The organism is Citrobacter sp. RHBSTW-00017, from assembly GCF_013797615.1.
Lineage (GTDB): Bacteria > Pseudomonadota > Gammaproteobacteria > Enterobacterales > Enterobacteriaceae > Citrobacter > Citrobacter braakii.
This window is the reverse complement of sequence record NZ_CP056899.1, coordinates 4,191,133-4,207,450: the sequence shown is the minus strand read 5'-3', so window position 1 is coordinate 4,207,450 and position 16,318 is coordinate 4,191,133. Positions and strand designations below refer to the sequence as shown.

The following is a 16,318-nucleotide window of genomic DNA, read 5'->3' as shown; positions in this document are numbered from 1 at the left end:
ACAACATCATGAAACGCATCAGCATCACCATTACCACAACCATCACCATTACCACAGGTAACGGTGCGGGCTGACGCGTACAGGAAACACAAGAAAAAGCCCGCACCTAAACAGTGCGGGCTTTTTTTTCGACCAAAGGCAATGAGGTAAACCATGCGAGTGTTGAAGTTCGGCGGTACATCAGTGGCAAATGCAGAGCGCTTTCTGCGGGTTGCCGATATTCTGGAAAGCAATGCCAGACAGGGGCAGGTCGCGACCGTTCTTTCTGCCCCCGCAAAAATTACCAACCATCTGGTGGCGATGATTGAGAAGACCATCGGTGGTCAGGATGCTTTAGCCAATATCAGCGACGCCGAACGCATTTTCTCTGAGCTGTTGGTGGGTCTTGCCGCCGCGCAACCGGGTTTCCCGCAGGCTCCGCTCAAAGCCTTTGTTGAACAAGAGTTTGCACAGATTAGGCACGTCCTGCACGGTATCAGCCTGCTGGGTCAGTGCCCGGACAGCATCAATGCCGCGCTTATTTGCCGTGGTGAAAAAATGTCGATCGCCATCATGGCTGGCCTGCTGGAAGCGCGCGGGCACAACGTGACGGTCATCGACCCGGTAGAGAAATTGCTAGCGGTAGGCCATTACCTCGAATCTACCGTTGATATCGCCGAATCTACGCGCCGCATTGCCGCCAGCCGTATTCCTGCGGACCATATGATTCTGATGGCAGGATTTACCGCCGGGAATGAGAAAGGTGAGTTAGTGGTGCTGGGGCGTAATGGCTCTGACTACTCTGCCGCCGTACTGGCCGCCTGTTTGCGCGCCGATTGTTGTGAGATCTGGACCGATGTCGATGGCGTATATACCTGCGATCCGCGCCAGGTACCCGACGCCCGACTGCTGAAGTCGATGTCTTATCAGGAAGCGATGGAGCTTTCTTACTTCGGCGCTAAAGTGCTGCACCCGCGCACCATTACCCCTATTGCCCAGTTCCAGATCCCGTGCCTGATTAAAAATACCGGCAATCCACAAGCGCCCGGCACGCTTATCGGTGCCAGCAGTGATGATGACGATTTGCCGGTAAAAGGGATTTCTAACCTCAATAACATGGCGATGTTTAGCGTCTCCGGCCCTGGGATGAAAGGCATGGTGGGGATGGCGGCGCGAGTTTTTGCCGTGATGTCGCGCGCGGGAATCTCGGTGGTGCTGATCACCCAATCCTCTTCTGAATATAGCATCAGCTTCTGCGTCCCGCAGGGCGACTGCGCGCGTGCGCAACGCGCCATGCAGGATGAATTCTATCTCGAATTGAAAGAAGGCTTGCTGGAGCCGCTGGCGGTGACTGAGCGTCTGGCGATCATCTCGGTCGTTGGCGATGGTATGCGCACGTTGCGTGGCATCTCGGCGAAATTTTTTGCCGCGCTGGCTCGCGCGAACATCAATATCGTGGCAATCGCCCAGGGCTCGTCTGAGCGTTCCATTTCGGTTGTGGTGAACAACGATGACGCGACCACTGGCGTGCGAGTGACCCATCAGATGCTGTTCAACACCGATCAGGTGATTGAAGTATTTGTCATTGGCGTTGGCGGCGTGGGCGGTGCGCTGCTGGAGCAGCTTAAACGTCAGCAAACCTGGCTTAAAAAGAAGCATATCGATCTGCGTGTGTGCGGTGTGGCGAACTCGAAGGCCCTGCTGACCAACGTCCATGGTCTGAATCTGGAAAACTGGCAGTCGGAGCTGGAAAGCGCGAAAGAGCCTTTCAACCTGGGGCGCTTAATTCGTCTGGTGAAAGAATATCATCTGCTCAATCCGGTGATTGTCGACTGTACGTCAAGTCAGGCGGTTGCGGATCAGTATGCGGATTTCCTGCGCGAAGGCTTCCATGTGGTTACGCCGAACAAAAAGGCCAACACGTCGTCGATGGATTACTACCATCAGCTGCGTTTTGCTGCGGCGAAGTCTCGTCGTAAATTCCTGTACGACACCAACGTAGGCGCGGGCTTGCCGGTAATTGAGAACCTGCAAAATCTGCTCAGCGCGGGCGATGAACTGCAACGTTTCTCCGGCATTCTTTCTGGTTCGCTGTCGTTTATTTTCGGCAAGCTGGATGAAGGCATGAGCTTCTCCGAGGCCACCACCATGGCGCGTGAGCTGGGCTATACCGAACCCGATCCGCGTGACGATCTATCCGGTACGGACGTGGCGCGTAAGCTGTTGATCCTGGCCCGTGAAACCGGTCGTGAGCTGGAGCTTTCTGACATTGTTATTGAGCCGGTCCTGCCAAAAGAGTTTGATGATTCCGGTGATGTTTCCGCGTTTATGGCTAAATTGTCGCAGCTGGATGACGCCTTTGCCGCGCGTGTGGCGAAAGCCCGTGATGAGGGGAAAGTATTACGCTATGTTGGCAATATTGAAGAGGATGGCGTCTGTCGCGTAAAAATAGAAGCAGTAGACGGCAACGATCCGCTGTTCAAAGTGAAAAACGGTGAAAACGCGTTGGCGTTTTACAGCCACTATTATCAGCCGCTACCGTTGGTTCTGCGCGGATACGGCGCGGGTAACGACGTGACGGCGGCGGGCGTATTTGCCGACCTGCTACGCACCCTTTCATGGAAGTTAGGAGTCTGACATGGTGAGAGTTTATGCCCCGGCTTCCAGCGCCAATATGAGCGTCGGGTTTGATGTGCTCGGAGCAGCGGTAACTCCGGTGGACGGTTCGCTGTTAGGCGATGTGGTATCCGTTGAGGCGGCTGACCATTTCAGCCTTAACAACCTTGGTCGCTTTGCCAATAAGCTGCCGCCTGAGCCGCGAGAAAATATTGTCTACCAGTGCTGGGAGCGATTCTGTCAGGAGCTGGGTAAAAGCGTTCCGGTGGCGATGACGCTGGAAAAAAATATGCCGATTGGCTCCGGGTTAGGCTCCAGCGCTTGTTCCGTTGTAGCGGCGCTGGTCGCCATGAACGAGCATTGCGGTAAACCGCTCAACGATACGCGCCTGTTGGCGATAATGGGTGAGCTGGAAGGGCGTATCTCCGGCAGTATTCATTACGATAACGTCGCCCCGTGCTTTTTAGGCGGTATGCAGTTAATGATCGAAGAAAACGGCATTATCAGCCAGCAGGTGCCAGGCTTTGATGAGTGGCTGTGGGTCCTCGCGTATCCGGGGATTAAAGTGTCGACGGCAGAAGCGCGGGCGATTTTACCTGCGCAGTATCGCCGTCAGGACTGTATCGCCCACGGGCGGCATCTGGCTGGGTTTATCCATGCCTGCTATTCCCGTCAGCCAGGGCTTGCCGCGAAGCTGATGAAAGATGTCATTGCTGAGCCATACCGTACCCGCCTGCTGCCAGGCTTTAGCCAGGCGCGTCAGGCGGTAGCGGAAATCGGGGCGCTGGCCAGCGGCATCTCCGGTTCGGGGCCGACGCTGTTCGCTTTGTGCGACAAGCCGGATACGGCGCAGCGTGTAGCAGACTGGCTGGGTAAAAATTATCTGCAAAATCAGGAAGGCTTTGTTCATATTTGCCGGTTGGACACGGCGGGCGCACGGGTACTGGGATAATCAATGAAACTGTATAATCTGAAAGATCATAACGAACAGGTCAGCTTTGCACAGGCCGTCACGCAAGGGCTTGGCAAGAATCAGGGATTGTTTTTTCCGCACGATTTGCCGGAATTCAATCTGTCAGAAGTCGATGAGATGTTGAACCAGGATTTCGTTAGCCGCAGCGCGAAGATCCTTTCCGCATTTATCGGTGATGAAATCCCACAGGAGATTCTGGAACAGCGCGTGCGTGCGGCGTTTGCCTTCCCGGCGCCGGTTGCTCAGGTTGCCACGGATATCGGCTGTCTGGAGCTGTTCCACGGCCCAACGCTTGCATTTAAAGACTTTGGCGGGCGCTTTATGGCGCAGATGCTGACGCATATCAGCGGCGACAAACCGGTCACCATTCTGACGGCGACCTCTGGAGACACTGGTGCGGCAGTCGCACATGCCTTTTATGGCCTGAAAAATGTGCGCGTGGTGATCCTTTATCCGAACGGCAAGATTAGCCCATTACAGGAAAAACTGTTCTGTACACTGGGTGGCAATATTGAAACCGTGGCGATTGATGGCGATTTTGATGCCTGTCAGGCGCTGGTGAAACAGGCGTTTGATGACGAAGAGCTGAAGGTAGCTTTGGGGCTGAATTCGGCTAACTCAATCAACATTAGCCGTCTGCTGGCGCAAATCTGTTACTACTTTGAGGCCGTGGCTCAACTGCCGCAAGAGGCGCGTAATCAGCTGGTTATTTCCGTTCCCAGCGGCAACTTTGGCGATCTGACTGCCGGGCTGCTGGCAAAATCACTGGGCTTGCCGGTGAAGCGTTTTATCGCGGCGACCAACGTCAACGATACGGTTCCACGCTTTCTTGCACAAGGTGAGTGGGCGCCGAAAGCGACTCAGGCGACGTTGTCGAATGCGATGGATGTCAGCCAGCCAAATAACTGGCCGCGGGTGGAAGAACTGTTCCGCCGTAAAATCTGGCGTCTGAATGAGCTGGGTTATGCCGCTGTTGACGATGCCACTACTCAGGACACGATGCGTGAGCTGCATGAGATGGGGTACACCTCAGAACCGCATGCGGCGGTGGCTTACCGTGCGCTGCGTGACCAACTGAACCCTGGCGAGTACGGCCTGTTCCTCGGCACTGCGCATCCGGCCAAGTTTAAAGAAAGCGTTGAAGAGATTCTTGACCTGACGCTGGCTCTGCCAAAAGCGCTGGCGGAACGCGCGGACCTGCCGCTGCTTTCTCATCACCTGCCTGCTGATTTTGCTGAACTGCGCAAGCTGATGATGACCCGCGGTTAACGGTTGTGCCCGCTGGTGCTTTGCTTAGCGGGTCTACAAAACCTGTCGGCCGGATGGGGCGTTCGCCGCCATCCGGCCTTTTTACTACTGCTCCTGGCGCTTAAACACCAGTTCGCCATTTCCTGACGCTTCTTCATCAAAGAAATAGCCTTCGCTGTTAAAGGCGGTCAGCTGTTCTGGCTGCGTTAAGCGGTTCTCAATAATGTAGCGACTCATCAGGCCGCGCGCTTTTTTGGCATAGAAGCTGATGACTTTGAACTTACCGTTCTTCTCGTCGAGGAAGACCGGTTTGATAAGCTCCGCATTGAGCTTTTTCGGCTTCACGGATTTAAAATACTCATCCGAGGCGAGGTTAATCACTACGCTGTCGCCTTGCGCTTCCAGCGCTTCGTTAAGTTTATCGGTGATGGTATCTCCCCAGAACTGGTAGAGATCTTTACCTTTCGCATTGGCCAGACGAATACCCATCTCCAGACGGTAAGGCTGCATCAAATCCAGTGGACGCAAAACGCCATACAGCCCGGACAACATCCGTAAATGTTGCTGAGCGAAGTCGAAATCCGCTTCGCTGAAGGTTTCAGCCTGCAGTCCGGTATACACGTCGCCTTTAAACGCCAGAATGGCCTGGCGTGCGTTTTCCGGCGTGAAGTCAGGCTGCCAGTCATGGAAACGCGTGGCGTTCAGATCCGCCAGCTTGTCGCTAATTCCCATCAGCTTGCCAATTTGCGGAGCAGAGAGTTGGCGCGCCACGTGAATAAGCTGCTGAGAGTGATCCAGCAGTTCGGGCAATGTATGACGTGTCGTTGCCAGCGGACTTTGGTAGTCGAGCGTTTTTGCAGGTGAAATCAGAATCAGCATATCCAGTCCTTGCAGGAAATTTACTGCGACTTTAGCAAAAAAAACGACAGAATTGATCGATGGTTGCGATTGCCGCGCTATCCGCGCGGCGTCTCATCCCAGCTTTCGGGCGCAAGTTGTTGTCTGATATCAGGATAACGGCGCGGATCGAATTCTGGGCGCACCCCGAGTTTGCGTTGGCGTAGATAGTCGCAGGCGATAGTCTGCACAACCGGTGAAAGCAGCAGAATCGCCGTCAGGTTAGTGATGGCCATACACGCCATAATGATGTCCGCCAACTGCCAGATCAGCGGAACGCTGACTAACGTTCCGCCGATAACGGTGCTAACGGTGGCGATCCGTAATAGCCAGATGACGCGGATATTGTCCAGCTTCAGGAAAACGAGGTTGTTTTCCGCATAGATGTAGTTGGCCACGATAGAGCTAAAGGCAAACAGAATCACAATTAACGCCACGAATCCGGCACCCCATTCTCCCGTCACTGAAACCATCGCTTTCTGGAGTAACTGGATGCCTTCCATCGGTACATAGCTGGCGTCATTACCAGCCAACAGAACAATTATCGCGCTGGCCGTACAGAGAATCAGCGTATCAACTAATACTCCGATCATTTGCACAATGCCTTGTGCCGCAGGATGCGGAGGCCAGGATGCTGCTGACGCGGCCGCGTTCGGAGTTGATCCCATTCCGGCCTCATTAGAAAACATACCGCGTTGAAAGCCGCTGGCAATGGCCTGGCTTAGTGTATACCCGGCGGCACCGGCTGCGGCTTCCTGCCAGCCAAAGGCACTTTTTATAATGGTCATGATAATGCCGGGGAGCTGTCCGAAATGCCACAGACAGATGACGATGCTGCAACCGACCCACAACAGCGCCATCATCGGAACGAACCATTGCATCAGGCGGGCAACGCCTTTAATGCCGCCAATGATTGCCAATAATGACACTATTGCCAGTGCGATACCGGTAAAGAGGGGAGGGATATCAAAAGCAAAGGTCAGCGCATGAGAGACCGAATTTGCCTGAACGCTGTTAAAAATCAGACCATAAGCAATGAGTAAAAAGATGGCAAAAAGAACGCCCATCCAGCGCATGCCCAGCCCACGCTCCATATACCACGCAGGACCGCCGCGAAACTGTCCCTTGCTGTCGCGCTCTTTATACAGTTGGGCAAGAGAGCTCTCGGCAAATGACGTCGCCATACCAATGATCGCCGAGACCCACATCCAGAACACGGCTCCCGCGCCGCCAGCGGCAATCGCCAACGCCACGCCCGCCAGATTTCCGCTACCGATACGTGCGGCAAGACTGGTGCATAAAGCCTGAAAGGAAGTTAAACCGCCCGGCTGCGGGCTGATGCTGTTTTTAAGACTTTTGCCAAACTGGCGAATATAGCGAAACTGAATAAACCCTGTACGCCAGGTGAACCAACATCCTGCGCCAAGCAGGAGGTAGATCATCACCGATCCCCAGAGTATTTCATTAATAAATGAGAAAAAATCAGGCATTAACATCCCTCTTGTTGATGCCGGTAAGCGCGAATATTCCCATGTAAGCGCTACCAATAATCGACCAGTATATACCTTATAGGGTGATTGATTGCGGGAGTTTATCATAACAATCGTTATATCCCTTAATTGCGCATCACAGGCTTGGCGATGCGTAATCAGGGCTGAGCGGCTGGTCGGACAATCCAGGCGGTTGCGCTGAGAGTGCGTCGTGCTATCATCAGGGAAGATCGGTTACATCCCCCTAACAAGCTGTTTAAAGAGAATCGCTATCATGACGGACAAATTGACCTCCCTTCGTCAGTTCACCACAGTAGTGGCCGACACCGGAGACATCGCGGCAATGAAGCTGTATCAGCCTCAGGATGCCACAACTAACCCTTCTCTCATTCTTAACGCAGCGCAGATCCCGGAATACCGCAAGCTGATTGATGACGCTGTAGCCTGGGCTAAGCAGCAGAGCAACGACCGTGCGCAGCAGGTCGTCGACGCGACCGACAAGCTGGCAGTAAATATCGGTCTGGAGATCCTGAAACTGGTCCCAGGCCGTATCTCCACTGAAGTTGACGCTCGTCTGTCCTACGACACCGACGCGTCCATCGCTAAAGCAAAACGCCTGATCAAAATGTACAACGATGCTGGCATCAGCAACGATCGCATCCTGATTAAACTGGCTTCAACCTGGCAGGGCATCCGTGCCGCTGAGCAGCTGGAAAAAGAAGGCATCAACTGTAACCTGACTCTGCTGTTCTCCTTCGCGCAGGCACGTGCATGTGCAGAAGCTGGCGTATATCTGATTTCTCCGTTCGTTGGCCGTATTCTTGACTGGTACAAAGCCAATACCGACAAGAAAGAGTATGCACCGGCAGAAGATCCGGGTGTGGTTTCCGTAACGGAAATCTACGAGTACTACAAACAGCACGGTTACGAAACCGTAGTTATGGGTGCGAGCTTCCGTAACATCGGCGAAATCATTGAGCTGGCAGGCTGCGATCGTCTGACGATTGCTCCGGCACTGCTGAAAGAACTGGCGGAAAGCGAAGGTGCTATCGAACGTAAACTGTCTTTCTCCGGCGAAGTGAAAGCGCGCCCTGCACGTATCACCGAAGCTGAGTTCCTGTGGCAGCATAACCAGGATCCGATGGCTGTAGACAAACTGGCGGACGGTATCCGTAAGTTTGCTGTAGACCAGGGTAAACTGGAAAAAATGATCGGCGATCTGCTGTAATCATTAGTGCGTGGCCCTGATATGGGTCACGCTACCTCTTCTGAAACCTGTCTGTCCTTCCCTTCGCAGTGTATCATTCTGTTTAACGAGACTGTTTAAACGGAATAATCATGAATACTTTACGCATTGGCCTGGTTTCCATTTCTGACCGTGCTTCCAGCGGCGTTTACCAGGATAAAGGTATCCCGGCCCTTGAAGAGTGGCTGGCGTCTGCCCTTACCACCCCTTTTGAGCTGCAAACGCGGTTGATCCCGGATGAACAGGCGATCATCGAACAGACCTTATGCGAGCTGGTAGACGAAATGAGTTGTCATCTGGTGCTGACTACCGGCGGAACGGGTCCGGCCCGTCGTGACGTAACGCCTGATGCGACGCTTGCCGTAGCCGACCGTCAGATGCCGGGCTTTGGTGAACAGATGCGCCAGATAAGCCTGCACTTTGTGCCAACGGCGATTCTTTCCCGTCAGGTTGGCGTGATTCGCAAGCAGGCGTTGATCCTGAATCTGCCTGGGCAGCCAAAATCGATCAAAGAGACGCTGGAAGGTGTGAAAGATGCCGACGGTAAGGTTATCGTGCCGGGTATTTTTGCAAGTGTACCGTATTGTATACAGCTATTAGATGGGCCTTATGTGGAAACCGCACCGACTGTTGTAGCATCTTTTCGTCCTAAAAGCGCAATACGCGAAACAAATACCTGAAAGTAGCCCGATCGTGGCATAAGTACCAATGACAGTGGAGTATTGAATTGTTTACGATATAGTAATTTTTGCTTTACATATATCAACGAACAGATTCAATTACTTCACTGACTCATGGTTTGCTATGTCACAACACACTCGACCGCTGAATCGCCAGGATTATAAAACCCTTACGCTTGCTGCCCTTGGTGGTGCGCTTGAGTTTTATGATTTCATTATCTTTGTCTTCTTTGCCGCTGTTGTTGGCGAGCTCTTCTTCCCCGCAGACATCCCTGAATGGCTACGTCAGGTGCAAACCTTCGGCATTTTTGCCGCCGGATATCTGGCGCGTCCGCTGGGGGGCATCATCATGGCGCACTTTGGCGATCTGGTCGGGCGCAAGAAAATGTTCACCCTGAGCATTTTGCTGATGGCGATACCGACGCTGGCGATTGGTCTGTTGCCTACCTACGCCTCAATGGGGATCCTCGCGCCGCTACTGTTACTGCTGATGCGTATTTTGCAAGGCGCTGCCATCGGCGGAGAAGTTCCGGGCGCGTGGGTGTTTGTGGCGGAGCATGTACCGGAGCGTCGCATCGGCATTGCCTGCGGAACGCTGACTGCCGGCCTGACGGTGGGAATTCTGCTGGGGTCGGTGGTTGCGACGCTGGTGAACACCAGCCTGACGCAGCAGGCGGTGCATGATTACGGCTGGCGTATTCCTTTCCTGCTGGGGGGCGTGTTTGGGCTGGTGGCGATGTACCTGCGTCGCTGGCTGCAGGAGACGCCCATATTTCTCGAAATGCAGCAACGTAAAGCGTTGGCGCAAGAGCTACCGGTGAAGTCAGTGGTGAGCAAACATAAAAAAGCGGTGGTTATTTCAATGCTGCTGACCTGGCTGCTATCGGCTGGGATTGTGGTGGTGATCCTGATGTCACCAGTCTGGTTGCAGAAGCAGTATGGCTTTGCGCCGGCGCTAACGTTGCAAGCCAACAGTGTCGCTACCATTATGCTGTGCGTCGGTTGTCTGCTGGCCGGGTTTATTGTCGATCGGGTCGGCGCCAGCAAAACCTTTATTGTCGGCAGCCTGCTGCTGGCCTGTTCAAGCTGGTTTTTCTATCACCTGACCGGCAGCCATCCCCAGCATTTGTTCCTGTTATACGGGCTGGTGGGGTTATGCGTTGGCGTGGTGGGGGCTGTGCCTTATGTGATGGTGCGCGCGTTTCCGGCGGAAGTCCGCTTTACCGGAATATCCTTTTCTTACAACGTGTCGTACGCCATTTTTGGTGGTCTGACGCCAATCGCCGTCACGATGTTGATGAGCGTGTCGCCGATGGCTCCGGCCTGGTATGTGCTGGCGTTATCGCTGGTAGGGCTAGGTTTGGGGATTTGGCTGCGACAGGATCTTTATCATCGCGATTCGAGCGTACAGGCAGAGTTACAGCGCTTGTAAGGAATATCCCCCCGTCAGGGGGGATTGCATCAGATTAGTGCGCTTCACCAATCGGCAGGATGGTACGGCCAAACTGTTCGTTCAGCACTTCACCCATCGCCAGGTAAATGGCGCTTGCGCCACACACTAAGCCTACCCAGCCAGCAACGTGAATGATCGCTTCGTTACCCGCAATGTTGCCAACGGCCAGCAGGGCGAACAGCACTGTCAGGCTCAGGAACACGAACTGCAGCATGCGCGCGGCTTTCAGCGTACCGAAGAACATGAACAGAGTGAACACACCCCACAGACCGAGGTAAGCGCCCAGGAACTGACCATTGGTTGCATCCGCCAGGCCCATTTTCGGCATCAGCAGGATCGCAACCAGCGTCAGCCAGAACGAACCGTAGGAGGTAAAGGCGGTTAAACCGAAGGTGTTGCCTTTTTTATATTCCAGCAGTCCGGCAAAAATTTGCGCGATACCGCCGTAGAAAATGCCCATCGCCAGAATAATAACGTCCAGAGCGAAGAAACCCGCGTTGTGCAGGTTAAGCAGAATGGTGGTCATGCCAAAGCCCATCAGGCCCAGCGGTGCCGGATTAGCCAACTTAGTGTTGCCCATAATTCCTCAAAATCATCATTGATTGAATGGTGAAATAGTTTCCCCGAATAACGATCGCTGTCTTCGGGGCGCGGCATGATAATCAGGGGAGAGGGCACTGTCTATGATCTAACGAAGGGAAAATGAATTATTTTCCCTGTGATGGGCATCACGCTTGCCAGTTACGGCGGTGCTGCTCAGCAGAAGGCCCATAAGCAGGCTGGCGGGAAGGGTTAACACAGATTTCATGGAGTTTCTCTTTGACGGCTGCAAAAGTGTGTGACTTCAGACCATATTACCGTCGTCATAAAAACGATTCATGCTCGTAATCTTTTCTTTTTATTGCTATTTTCATGTGAATGGCTTTCCTGATTTAATTGGTTGTATGAATTAATTCTGGTTGGCGACTATTCATTTTTATCTCTTTTTGCCTTTTTTCTGCGAATTTATTGCCACAAGGCTAAAAAAATTTTTCATGCCCCCCTTGATGACGTGGGTTACGACCCCATCTTGTAGACAACCGCAGTGGTGAGTCTGAAAAAAAACGATTCAGGGTAGTTGAAACCGCACGTTTCGCCCTTATTACAGATTCACAACCACATGATGACCGAATTTTTAGTGGAGACGTTTAGATGGGTAAAATTATTGGTATCGACCTGGGTACTACCAACTCTTGTGTAGCGATTATGGATGGCACTACTGCACGTGTGCTGGAGAACGCCGAGGGCGATCGCACCACGCCTTCTATCATTGCTTATACCCAGGATGGTGAAACTCTGGTTGGTCAGCCGGCTAAACGTCAGGCAGTGACAAACCCGCAAAACACCCTGTTTGCGATTAAACGCCTGATTGGCCGCCGCTTCCAGGACGAAGAAGTGCAGCGTGATGAAGCCATCATGCCGTACAAAATCATCGGTGCTGACAACGGTGATGCATGGATTGACGTAAAAGGTCAGAAAATGGCACCGCCGCAGATTTCTGCTGAAGTGCTGAAAAAAATGAAGAAAACGGCTGAAGATTACTTGGGTGAACCGGTAACTGAAGCAGTTATCACCGTACCTGCATATTTTAACGATGCTCAGCGTCAGGCAACCAAAGACGCCGGCCGTATCGCAGGTCTGGAAGTAAAACGTATCATCAACGAACCAACCGCAGCTGCACTGGCTTACGGTCTGGATAAAGAAGTCGGCAACCGTACTATCGCGGTTTATGACCTGGGTGGTGGTACTTTCGATATCTCTATTATCGAAATCGACGAAGTTGACGGTGAAAAAACCTTCGAAGTTCTGGCAACCAACGGTGATACCCATCTGGGTGGTGAAGACTTCGATAGCCGTATGATCAACTACCTGGTTGACGAATTTAAGAAAGATCAGGGTATCGACCTGCGTAACGACCCGCTGGCGATGCAGCGTCTGAAAGAAGCCGCTGAGAAAGCGAAGATCGAACTGTCTTCCGCTCAGCAGACCGACGTGAACCTGCCGTACATCACTGCAGACGCGACTGGTCCGAAACACATGAACATCAAGGTGACCCGTGCGAAACTGGAAAGCCTGGTTGAAGACCTGGTTAACCGTTCTATCGAGCCGCTGAAAGTTGCTCTGCAGGATGCTGGTCTGTCTGTTTCCGACGTTCAGGACGTTATCCTGGTCGGTGGTCAGACTCGTATGCCGATGGTACAGAAGAAAGTTGCTGAGTTCTTCGGTAAAGAGCCGCGTAAAGACGTTAACCCGGACGAAGCTGTGGCAATCGGTGCTGCCGTTCAGGGTGGTGTATTGACCGGTGATGTGAAAGACGTGCTGCTGCTGGACGTTACCCCGCTGTCTCTGGGTATCGAAACCATGGGTGGCGTGATGACTGCACTGATCGCGAAAAACACCACTATCCCGACCAAGCACAGCCAGGTGTTCTCTACCGCTGAAGACAACCAGTCTGCGGTAACCATCCACGTGCTGCAGGGTGAACGTAAACGTGCCGCTGATAACAAAGATCTGGGTCAATTTAACCTGGATGGCATCAGCCCGGCTCCGCGCGGTATGCCGCAGATCGAAGTTACTTTTGACATCGATGCCGACGGTATCCTGCACGTTTCCGCGAAAGACAAAAATAGCGGTAAAGAGCAGAAGATCACCATCAAGGCTTCTTCTGGTCTGAACGAAGAAGAAATTCAGAAAATGGTTCGTGAAGCAGAAGCGAACGCAGAATCTGACCGTAAGTTTGAAGAGCTGGTTCAGACCCGTAACCAGGGTGACCATCTGCTGCACAGCACTCGCAAGCAGGTTGAAGAAGCAGGCGACAAACTGCCGGCTGATGACAAAACTGCCATCGAGTCTGCACTGACCGCGCTGGAAACTTCTCTGAAAGGCGAAGACAAAGCGGATATCGAAGCGAAAATGCAGGCGCTGGCACAGGTTTCCCAGAAACTGATGGAAATCGCTCAGCAGCAGCACGCACAGCAGCAGGCTGGCGCAGCAGGTGCTGATGCTTCTGCAAACAACGCGAAAGATGACGACGTTGTCGACGCTGAGTTTGAAGAAGTGAAAGACAAAAAATAATCGCCCTTTGAACGGGTAATTACTGGCACGGGCGAAGAGGTTTCCTCTCCGCCCGTGCACGCATGTTAGGGGCAGATAAAAAGAGATGGCTAAGCAAGACTATTACGAGATTTTAGGCGTTTCCAAATCAGCGGAAGAGCGTGAAATCAAAAAGGCCTACAAGCGCCTGGCCATGAAATATCACCCGGACCGCAACCAGGGTGATAAAGAGGCCGAAGCCAAGTTTAAAGAGATCAAAGAAGCGTACGAGATCCTCACCGATGCGCAAAAACGTGCGGCTTATGATCAGTACGGCCATGCAGCGTTTGAGCAAGGCGGTATGGGCGGCGGCGGCGGTTTTGGCGGCGGGGCCGACTTCAGCGATATCTTTGGTGACGTGTTTGGCGATATCTTTGGCGGCGGTCGCGGTCGTCAGCGCGCCTCACGTGGTGCTGATTTACGTTACAACATGGATCTCACTCTGGAAGAAGCCGTGCGTGGCGTCACCAAAGAGATCCGTATTCCGACGCTGGAAGAGTGTGATGTTTGCCACGGCAGCGGTGCGAAGGCGGGCACGCAACCCCAGACCTGTCCAACCTGTCACGGTTCTGGTCAGGTGCAGATGCGTCAGGGCTTTTTTGCCGTACAGCAGACCTGTCCACACTGTCAGGGCCGCGGTACGTTGATTAAAGACCCGTGCAACAAATGCCATGGTCATGGTCGTGTTGAGAAGAGCAAAACGCTGTCCGTTAAGATCCCGGCTGGGGTTGATACTGGCGACCGTATTCGTTTAGCGGGTGAAGGTGAAGCCGGTGAACATGGCGCGCCAGCAGGCGATTTGTACGTTCAGGTGCAGGTAAAACAGCACCCAATTTTCGAACGTGAAGGCAATAACCTGTACTGCGAAGTGCCGATTAACTTTGCGATGGCAGCGCTGGGCGGCGAGATTGAAGTGCCGACGCTGGATGGTCGCGTGAAGTTAAAAATCCCGGGCGAAACGCAGACCGGCAAACTGTTCCGCATGCGTGGTAAAGGCGTTAAGTCAGTACGCGGCGGCGCACAGGGCGATCTGCTGTGCCGTGTAGTGGTTGAAACCCCGGTAGGCCTCAACGACAAGCAGAAGCAGTTGCTGAAAGATCTGCAGGACAGCTTTGGCGGCCCGACCGGCGAGCAAAACAGTCCGCGCTCTAAAAGCTTCTTCGACGGTGTGAAGAAATTTTTTGACGATTTGACGCGCTAATTCTCGACTCAATAATCTTTGATAAAAAGCCTGGGACTGAAAAGTTTCAGGCTTTTTTATTTCTGTTTTCCGTTCGGAAAATCCTGAACGACTTTATTTTAATGGTTCGTTAAAACCGAACCATTCATCATGAATAATCTAATTTTAACGAGCTTTCTGAAGGTGTAAGATAGTATTTACGAAGTATTCACCCAATAGAGAGAATAAAAGTGAAACATCTGCATCGTTTTTTTAGTAGTGACGCCTCGGGGGGCATCATTCTGATCATCGCTGCCGTGGTTGCTATGCTGATGGCAAATATCGGGGTTACCAGTGGATGGTACCACGCCTTTCTGGAAACGCCCGTTCAACTGCGGGTTGGCGCGCTTGAGATCAACAAAAATATGCTGCTGTGGATCAATGACGCGTTGATGGCGGTGTTCTTCCTGTTGATCGGTTTGGAAGTGAAGCGTGAGTTAATGCAAGGTTCGCTGGCCAGTCTGCGCCAGGCGGCGTTTCCGATCATTGCCGCTATCGGGGGCATGATTGTCCCGGCGCTGCTGTATCTGGCATTCAACTATGCTGACCCTATCACCCGTGAGGGTTGGGCGATCCCGGCGGCAACGGATATCGCTTTTGCATTAGGCGTGCTGGCGCTGTTGGGCAGCCGTGTCCCGCTGGCGTTGAAAATCTTCCTGATGGCGCTGGCGATAATCGATGACCTCGGCGCTATTGTGATCATCGCGTTGTTCTACACCAGCGATCTCTCGCTGCTGTCGCTGGGCGTTGCCGCGTGCGCGATCCTTGTCCTGGCAGCATTGAATCTGTGCGGTGTAAGACGTACCGGTATTTATATTCTGGTTGGTGTAGTGCTGTGGACGGCCGTACTGAAGTCTGGCGTGCATGCAACTCTGGCGGGTGTGATCGTCGGTTTCTTCATTCCGTTGAAGGAAAAACACGGGCGTTCACCGGCGAAGCGTCTGGAGCATGTTCTGCACCCGTGGGTGGCATATCTGATCCTACCGTTGTTTGCCTTCGCTAACGCGGGTGTCTCACTGCAGGGCGTCACCATTGATGGACTGACCTCGGTGTTACCGCTGGGGATCATTGCTGGCCTGTTAATCGGGAAACCACTGGGTATAAGCCTCTTTTGCTGGCTGGCGTTACGCTTCAGGGTGGCGCAATTGCCGGAGGGAACGAATTTCCAGCAAATTATGGCGGTCGGCATTCTGTGCGGCATTGGCTTTACGATGTCGATTTTCATCGCCAGCCTGGCGTTTGGGACCGTCGATCCTGAGCTGATTAACTGGGCGAAACTGGGGATCCTGATCGGTTCTTTGCTGTCGGCGGTAATAGGTTACTGCTGGTTACGTACCCGGTTGAACGCAGCAGCCTGACGGGATAACCCTTTCGTGACAATTTTC

13 protein-coding genes and 1 other annotated feature are annotated in these 16,318 nt (G+C 53.1%); of the genes, 10 read left to right on the top strand and 3 right to left on the bottom strand.

What is annotated here, in order from left to right; genetic code table 11:
- Positions 1 to 3: 3 nt before the first annotated feature.
- Positions 4 to 130: a sequence feature (Thr leader region), on the top strand.
- The 4 genes from thrL to thrC all read left to right on the top strand — a co-directional run bounded on the left by thrL (position 9) and on the right by thrC (position 4,837).
- Complete coding sequence (gene thrL, locus HV037_RS20275) at positions 9 to 74, top strand: thr operon leader peptide (protein WP_032337689.1); 66 nt, start codon at positions 9 to 11, stop codon at positions 72 to 74. Its footprint overlaps the feature before it by 66 nt.
- Before the next feature lie 23 nt (positions 131 to 153).
- Positions 154 to 2,616 (top strand): bifunctional aspartate kinase/homoserine dehydrogenase I, encoded by a 2,463-nt coding sequence (gene thrA / locus HV037_RS20270; RefSeq protein WP_075847926.1) that lies wholly within the window; start codon positions 154 to 156, stop codon positions 2,614 to 2,616.
- A gap of 1 nt (position 2,617) precedes the next feature.
- Positions 2,618 to 3,547: a homoserine kinase gene (thrB, locus tag HV037_RS20265; RefSeq protein WP_016155645.1), complete on the top strand. Its 930-nt coding sequence runs from the start codon at positions 2,618 to 2,620 to the stop codon at positions 3,545 to 3,547.
- A 3-nt stretch (positions 3,548 to 3,550) separates the two neighbouring features.
- Positions 3,551 to 4,837 (top strand): threonine synthase, encoded by a 1,287-nt coding sequence (gene thrC / locus HV037_RS20260; RefSeq protein ID WP_016155646.1) that lies wholly within the window; start codon positions 3,551 to 3,553, stop codon positions 4,835 to 4,837.
- Between the two features lie 84 nt (positions 4,838 to 4,921).
- On the opposite strand, the gene yaaA is transcribed toward thrC, so the two are convergent.
- Both yaaA and HV037_RS20250 read right to left on the bottom strand, forming a co-directional pair.
- Complete coding sequence (gene yaaA, locus HV037_RS20255; protein ID WP_016155647.1) at positions 4,922 to 5,695, bottom strand: peroxide stress protein YaaA; 774 nt, start codon at positions 5,693 to 5,695, stop codon at positions 4,922 to 4,924.
- 77 nt (positions 5,696 to 5,772) lie between these two features.
- Complete coding sequence (locus HV037_RS20250; protein ID WP_103283461.1) at positions 5,773 to 7,203, bottom strand: sodium:alanine symporter family protein; 1,431 nt, start codon at positions 7,201 to 7,203, stop codon at positions 5,773 to 5,775.
- 274 nt (positions 7,204 to 7,477) lie between these two features.
- Between HV037_RS20250 and tal the strand changes: the two genes are divergently transcribed.
- The 3 genes from tal to HV037_RS20235 all read left to right on the top strand — a co-directional run bounded on the left by tal (position 7,478) and on the right by HV037_RS20235 (position 10,561).
- Entirely contained in the window at positions 7,478 to 8,431 is a 954-nt protein-coding gene (gene tal, locus HV037_RS20245; protein ID WP_016151631.1) for a transaldolase, read from the top strand.
- A 110-nt stretch (positions 8,432 to 8,541) separates the two neighbouring features.
- Positions 8,542 to 9,129: a molybdopterin adenylyltransferase gene (gene mog, locus HV037_RS20240; protein ID WP_047414486.1), complete on the top strand. Its 588-nt coding sequence runs from the start codon at positions 8,542 to 8,544 to the stop codon at positions 9,127 to 9,129.
- Positions 9,130 to 9,253: 124 nt separating this feature from the next.
- Positions 9,254 to 10,561: an MFS transporter gene (locus tag HV037_RS20235; protein WP_016151633.1), complete on the top strand. Its 1,308-nt coding sequence runs from the start codon at positions 9,254 to 9,256 to the stop codon at positions 10,559 to 10,561.
- 34 nt (positions 10,562 to 10,595) lie between these two features.
- Here the strand turns inward: HV037_RS20235 and satP are convergent, their stop codons facing one another.
- Complete coding sequence (gene satP / locus HV037_RS20230) at positions 10,596 to 11,162, bottom strand: acetate uptake transporter (protein ID WP_003018969.1); 567 nt, start codon at positions 11,160 to 11,162, stop codon at positions 10,596 to 10,598.
- Positions 11,163 to 11,773: 611 nt separating this feature from the next.
- On the opposite strand from satP, the gene dnaK reads away from it, so the two are divergent.
- From dnaK to nhaA, 3 genes are all read left to right on the top strand, one after another.
- On the top strand, positions 11,774 to 13,696 hold the full coding sequence (gene dnaK, locus HV037_RS20225; RefSeq protein WP_016151634.1) for a molecular chaperone DnaK: 1,923 nt from the start codon (positions 11,774 to 11,776) through the stop codon (positions 13,694 to 13,696).
- A gap of 85 nt (positions 13,697 to 13,781) precedes the next feature.
- A complete protein-coding gene (gene dnaJ, locus HV037_RS20220) occupies positions 13,782 to 14,915 on the top strand; it encodes a molecular chaperone DnaJ (protein WP_008786151.1) in 1,134 nt (377 codons plus the stop codon).
- Between the two features lie 209 nt (positions 14,916 to 15,124).
- Positions 15,125 to 16,291, top strand: coding sequence for a Na+/H+ antiporter NhaA (gene nhaA, locus HV037_RS20215; RefSeq protein ID WP_019078332.1), 1,167 nt, complete (start codon positions 15,125 to 15,127; stop codon positions 16,289 to 16,291).
- Positions 16,292 to 16,318 lie beyond the last annotated feature (27 nt).

Bases quoted from the DNA above. Each gene is read 5' to 3' on its own strand.
- thrA (WP_075847926.1), top strand. From the start codon at position 154: ATGCGAGTGTTGAAGTTCGGCGGTACATCAGTGGCAAATGCAGAGCGC.
- mog (WP_047414486.1), top strand. From the start codon at position 8,542: ATGAATACTTTACGCATTGGCCTGGTTTCCATTTCTGACCGTGCTTCC.
- HV037_RS20235 (WP_016151633.1), top strand. From the start codon at position 9,254: ATGTCACAACACACTCGACCGCTGAATCGCCAGGATTATAAAACCCTT.
- dnaK (WP_016151634.1), top strand. From the start codon at position 11,774: ATGGGTAAAATTATTGGTATCGACCTGGGTACTACCAACTCTTGTGTA.
- dnaJ (WP_008786151.1), top strand. From the start codon at position 13,782: ATGGCTAAGCAAGACTATTACGAGATTTTAGGCGTTTCCAAATCAGCG.
- thrC (WP_016155646.1), top strand. From the start codon at position 3,551: ATGAAACTGTATAATCTGAAAGATCATAACGAACAGGTCAGCTTTGCA.
- tal (WP_016151631.1), top strand. From the start codon at position 7,478: ATGACGGACAAATTGACCTCCCTTCGTCAGTTCACCACAGTAGTGGCC.
- HV037_RS20250 (WP_103283461.1), bottom strand. From the start codon at position 7,203: ATGCCTGATTTTTTCTCATTTATTAATGAAATACTCTGGGGATCGGTG.
- thrB (WP_016155645.1), top strand. From the start codon at position 2,618: ATGGTGAGAGTTTATGCCCCGGCTTCCAGCGCCAATATGAGCGTCGGG.
- yaaA (WP_016155647.1), bottom strand. From the start codon at position 5,695: ATGCTGATTCTGATTTCACCTGCAAAAACGCTCGACTACCAAAGTCCG.
- satP (WP_003018969.1), bottom strand. From the start codon at position 11,162: ATGGGCAACACTAAGTTGGCTAATCCGGCACCGCTGGGCCTGATGGGC.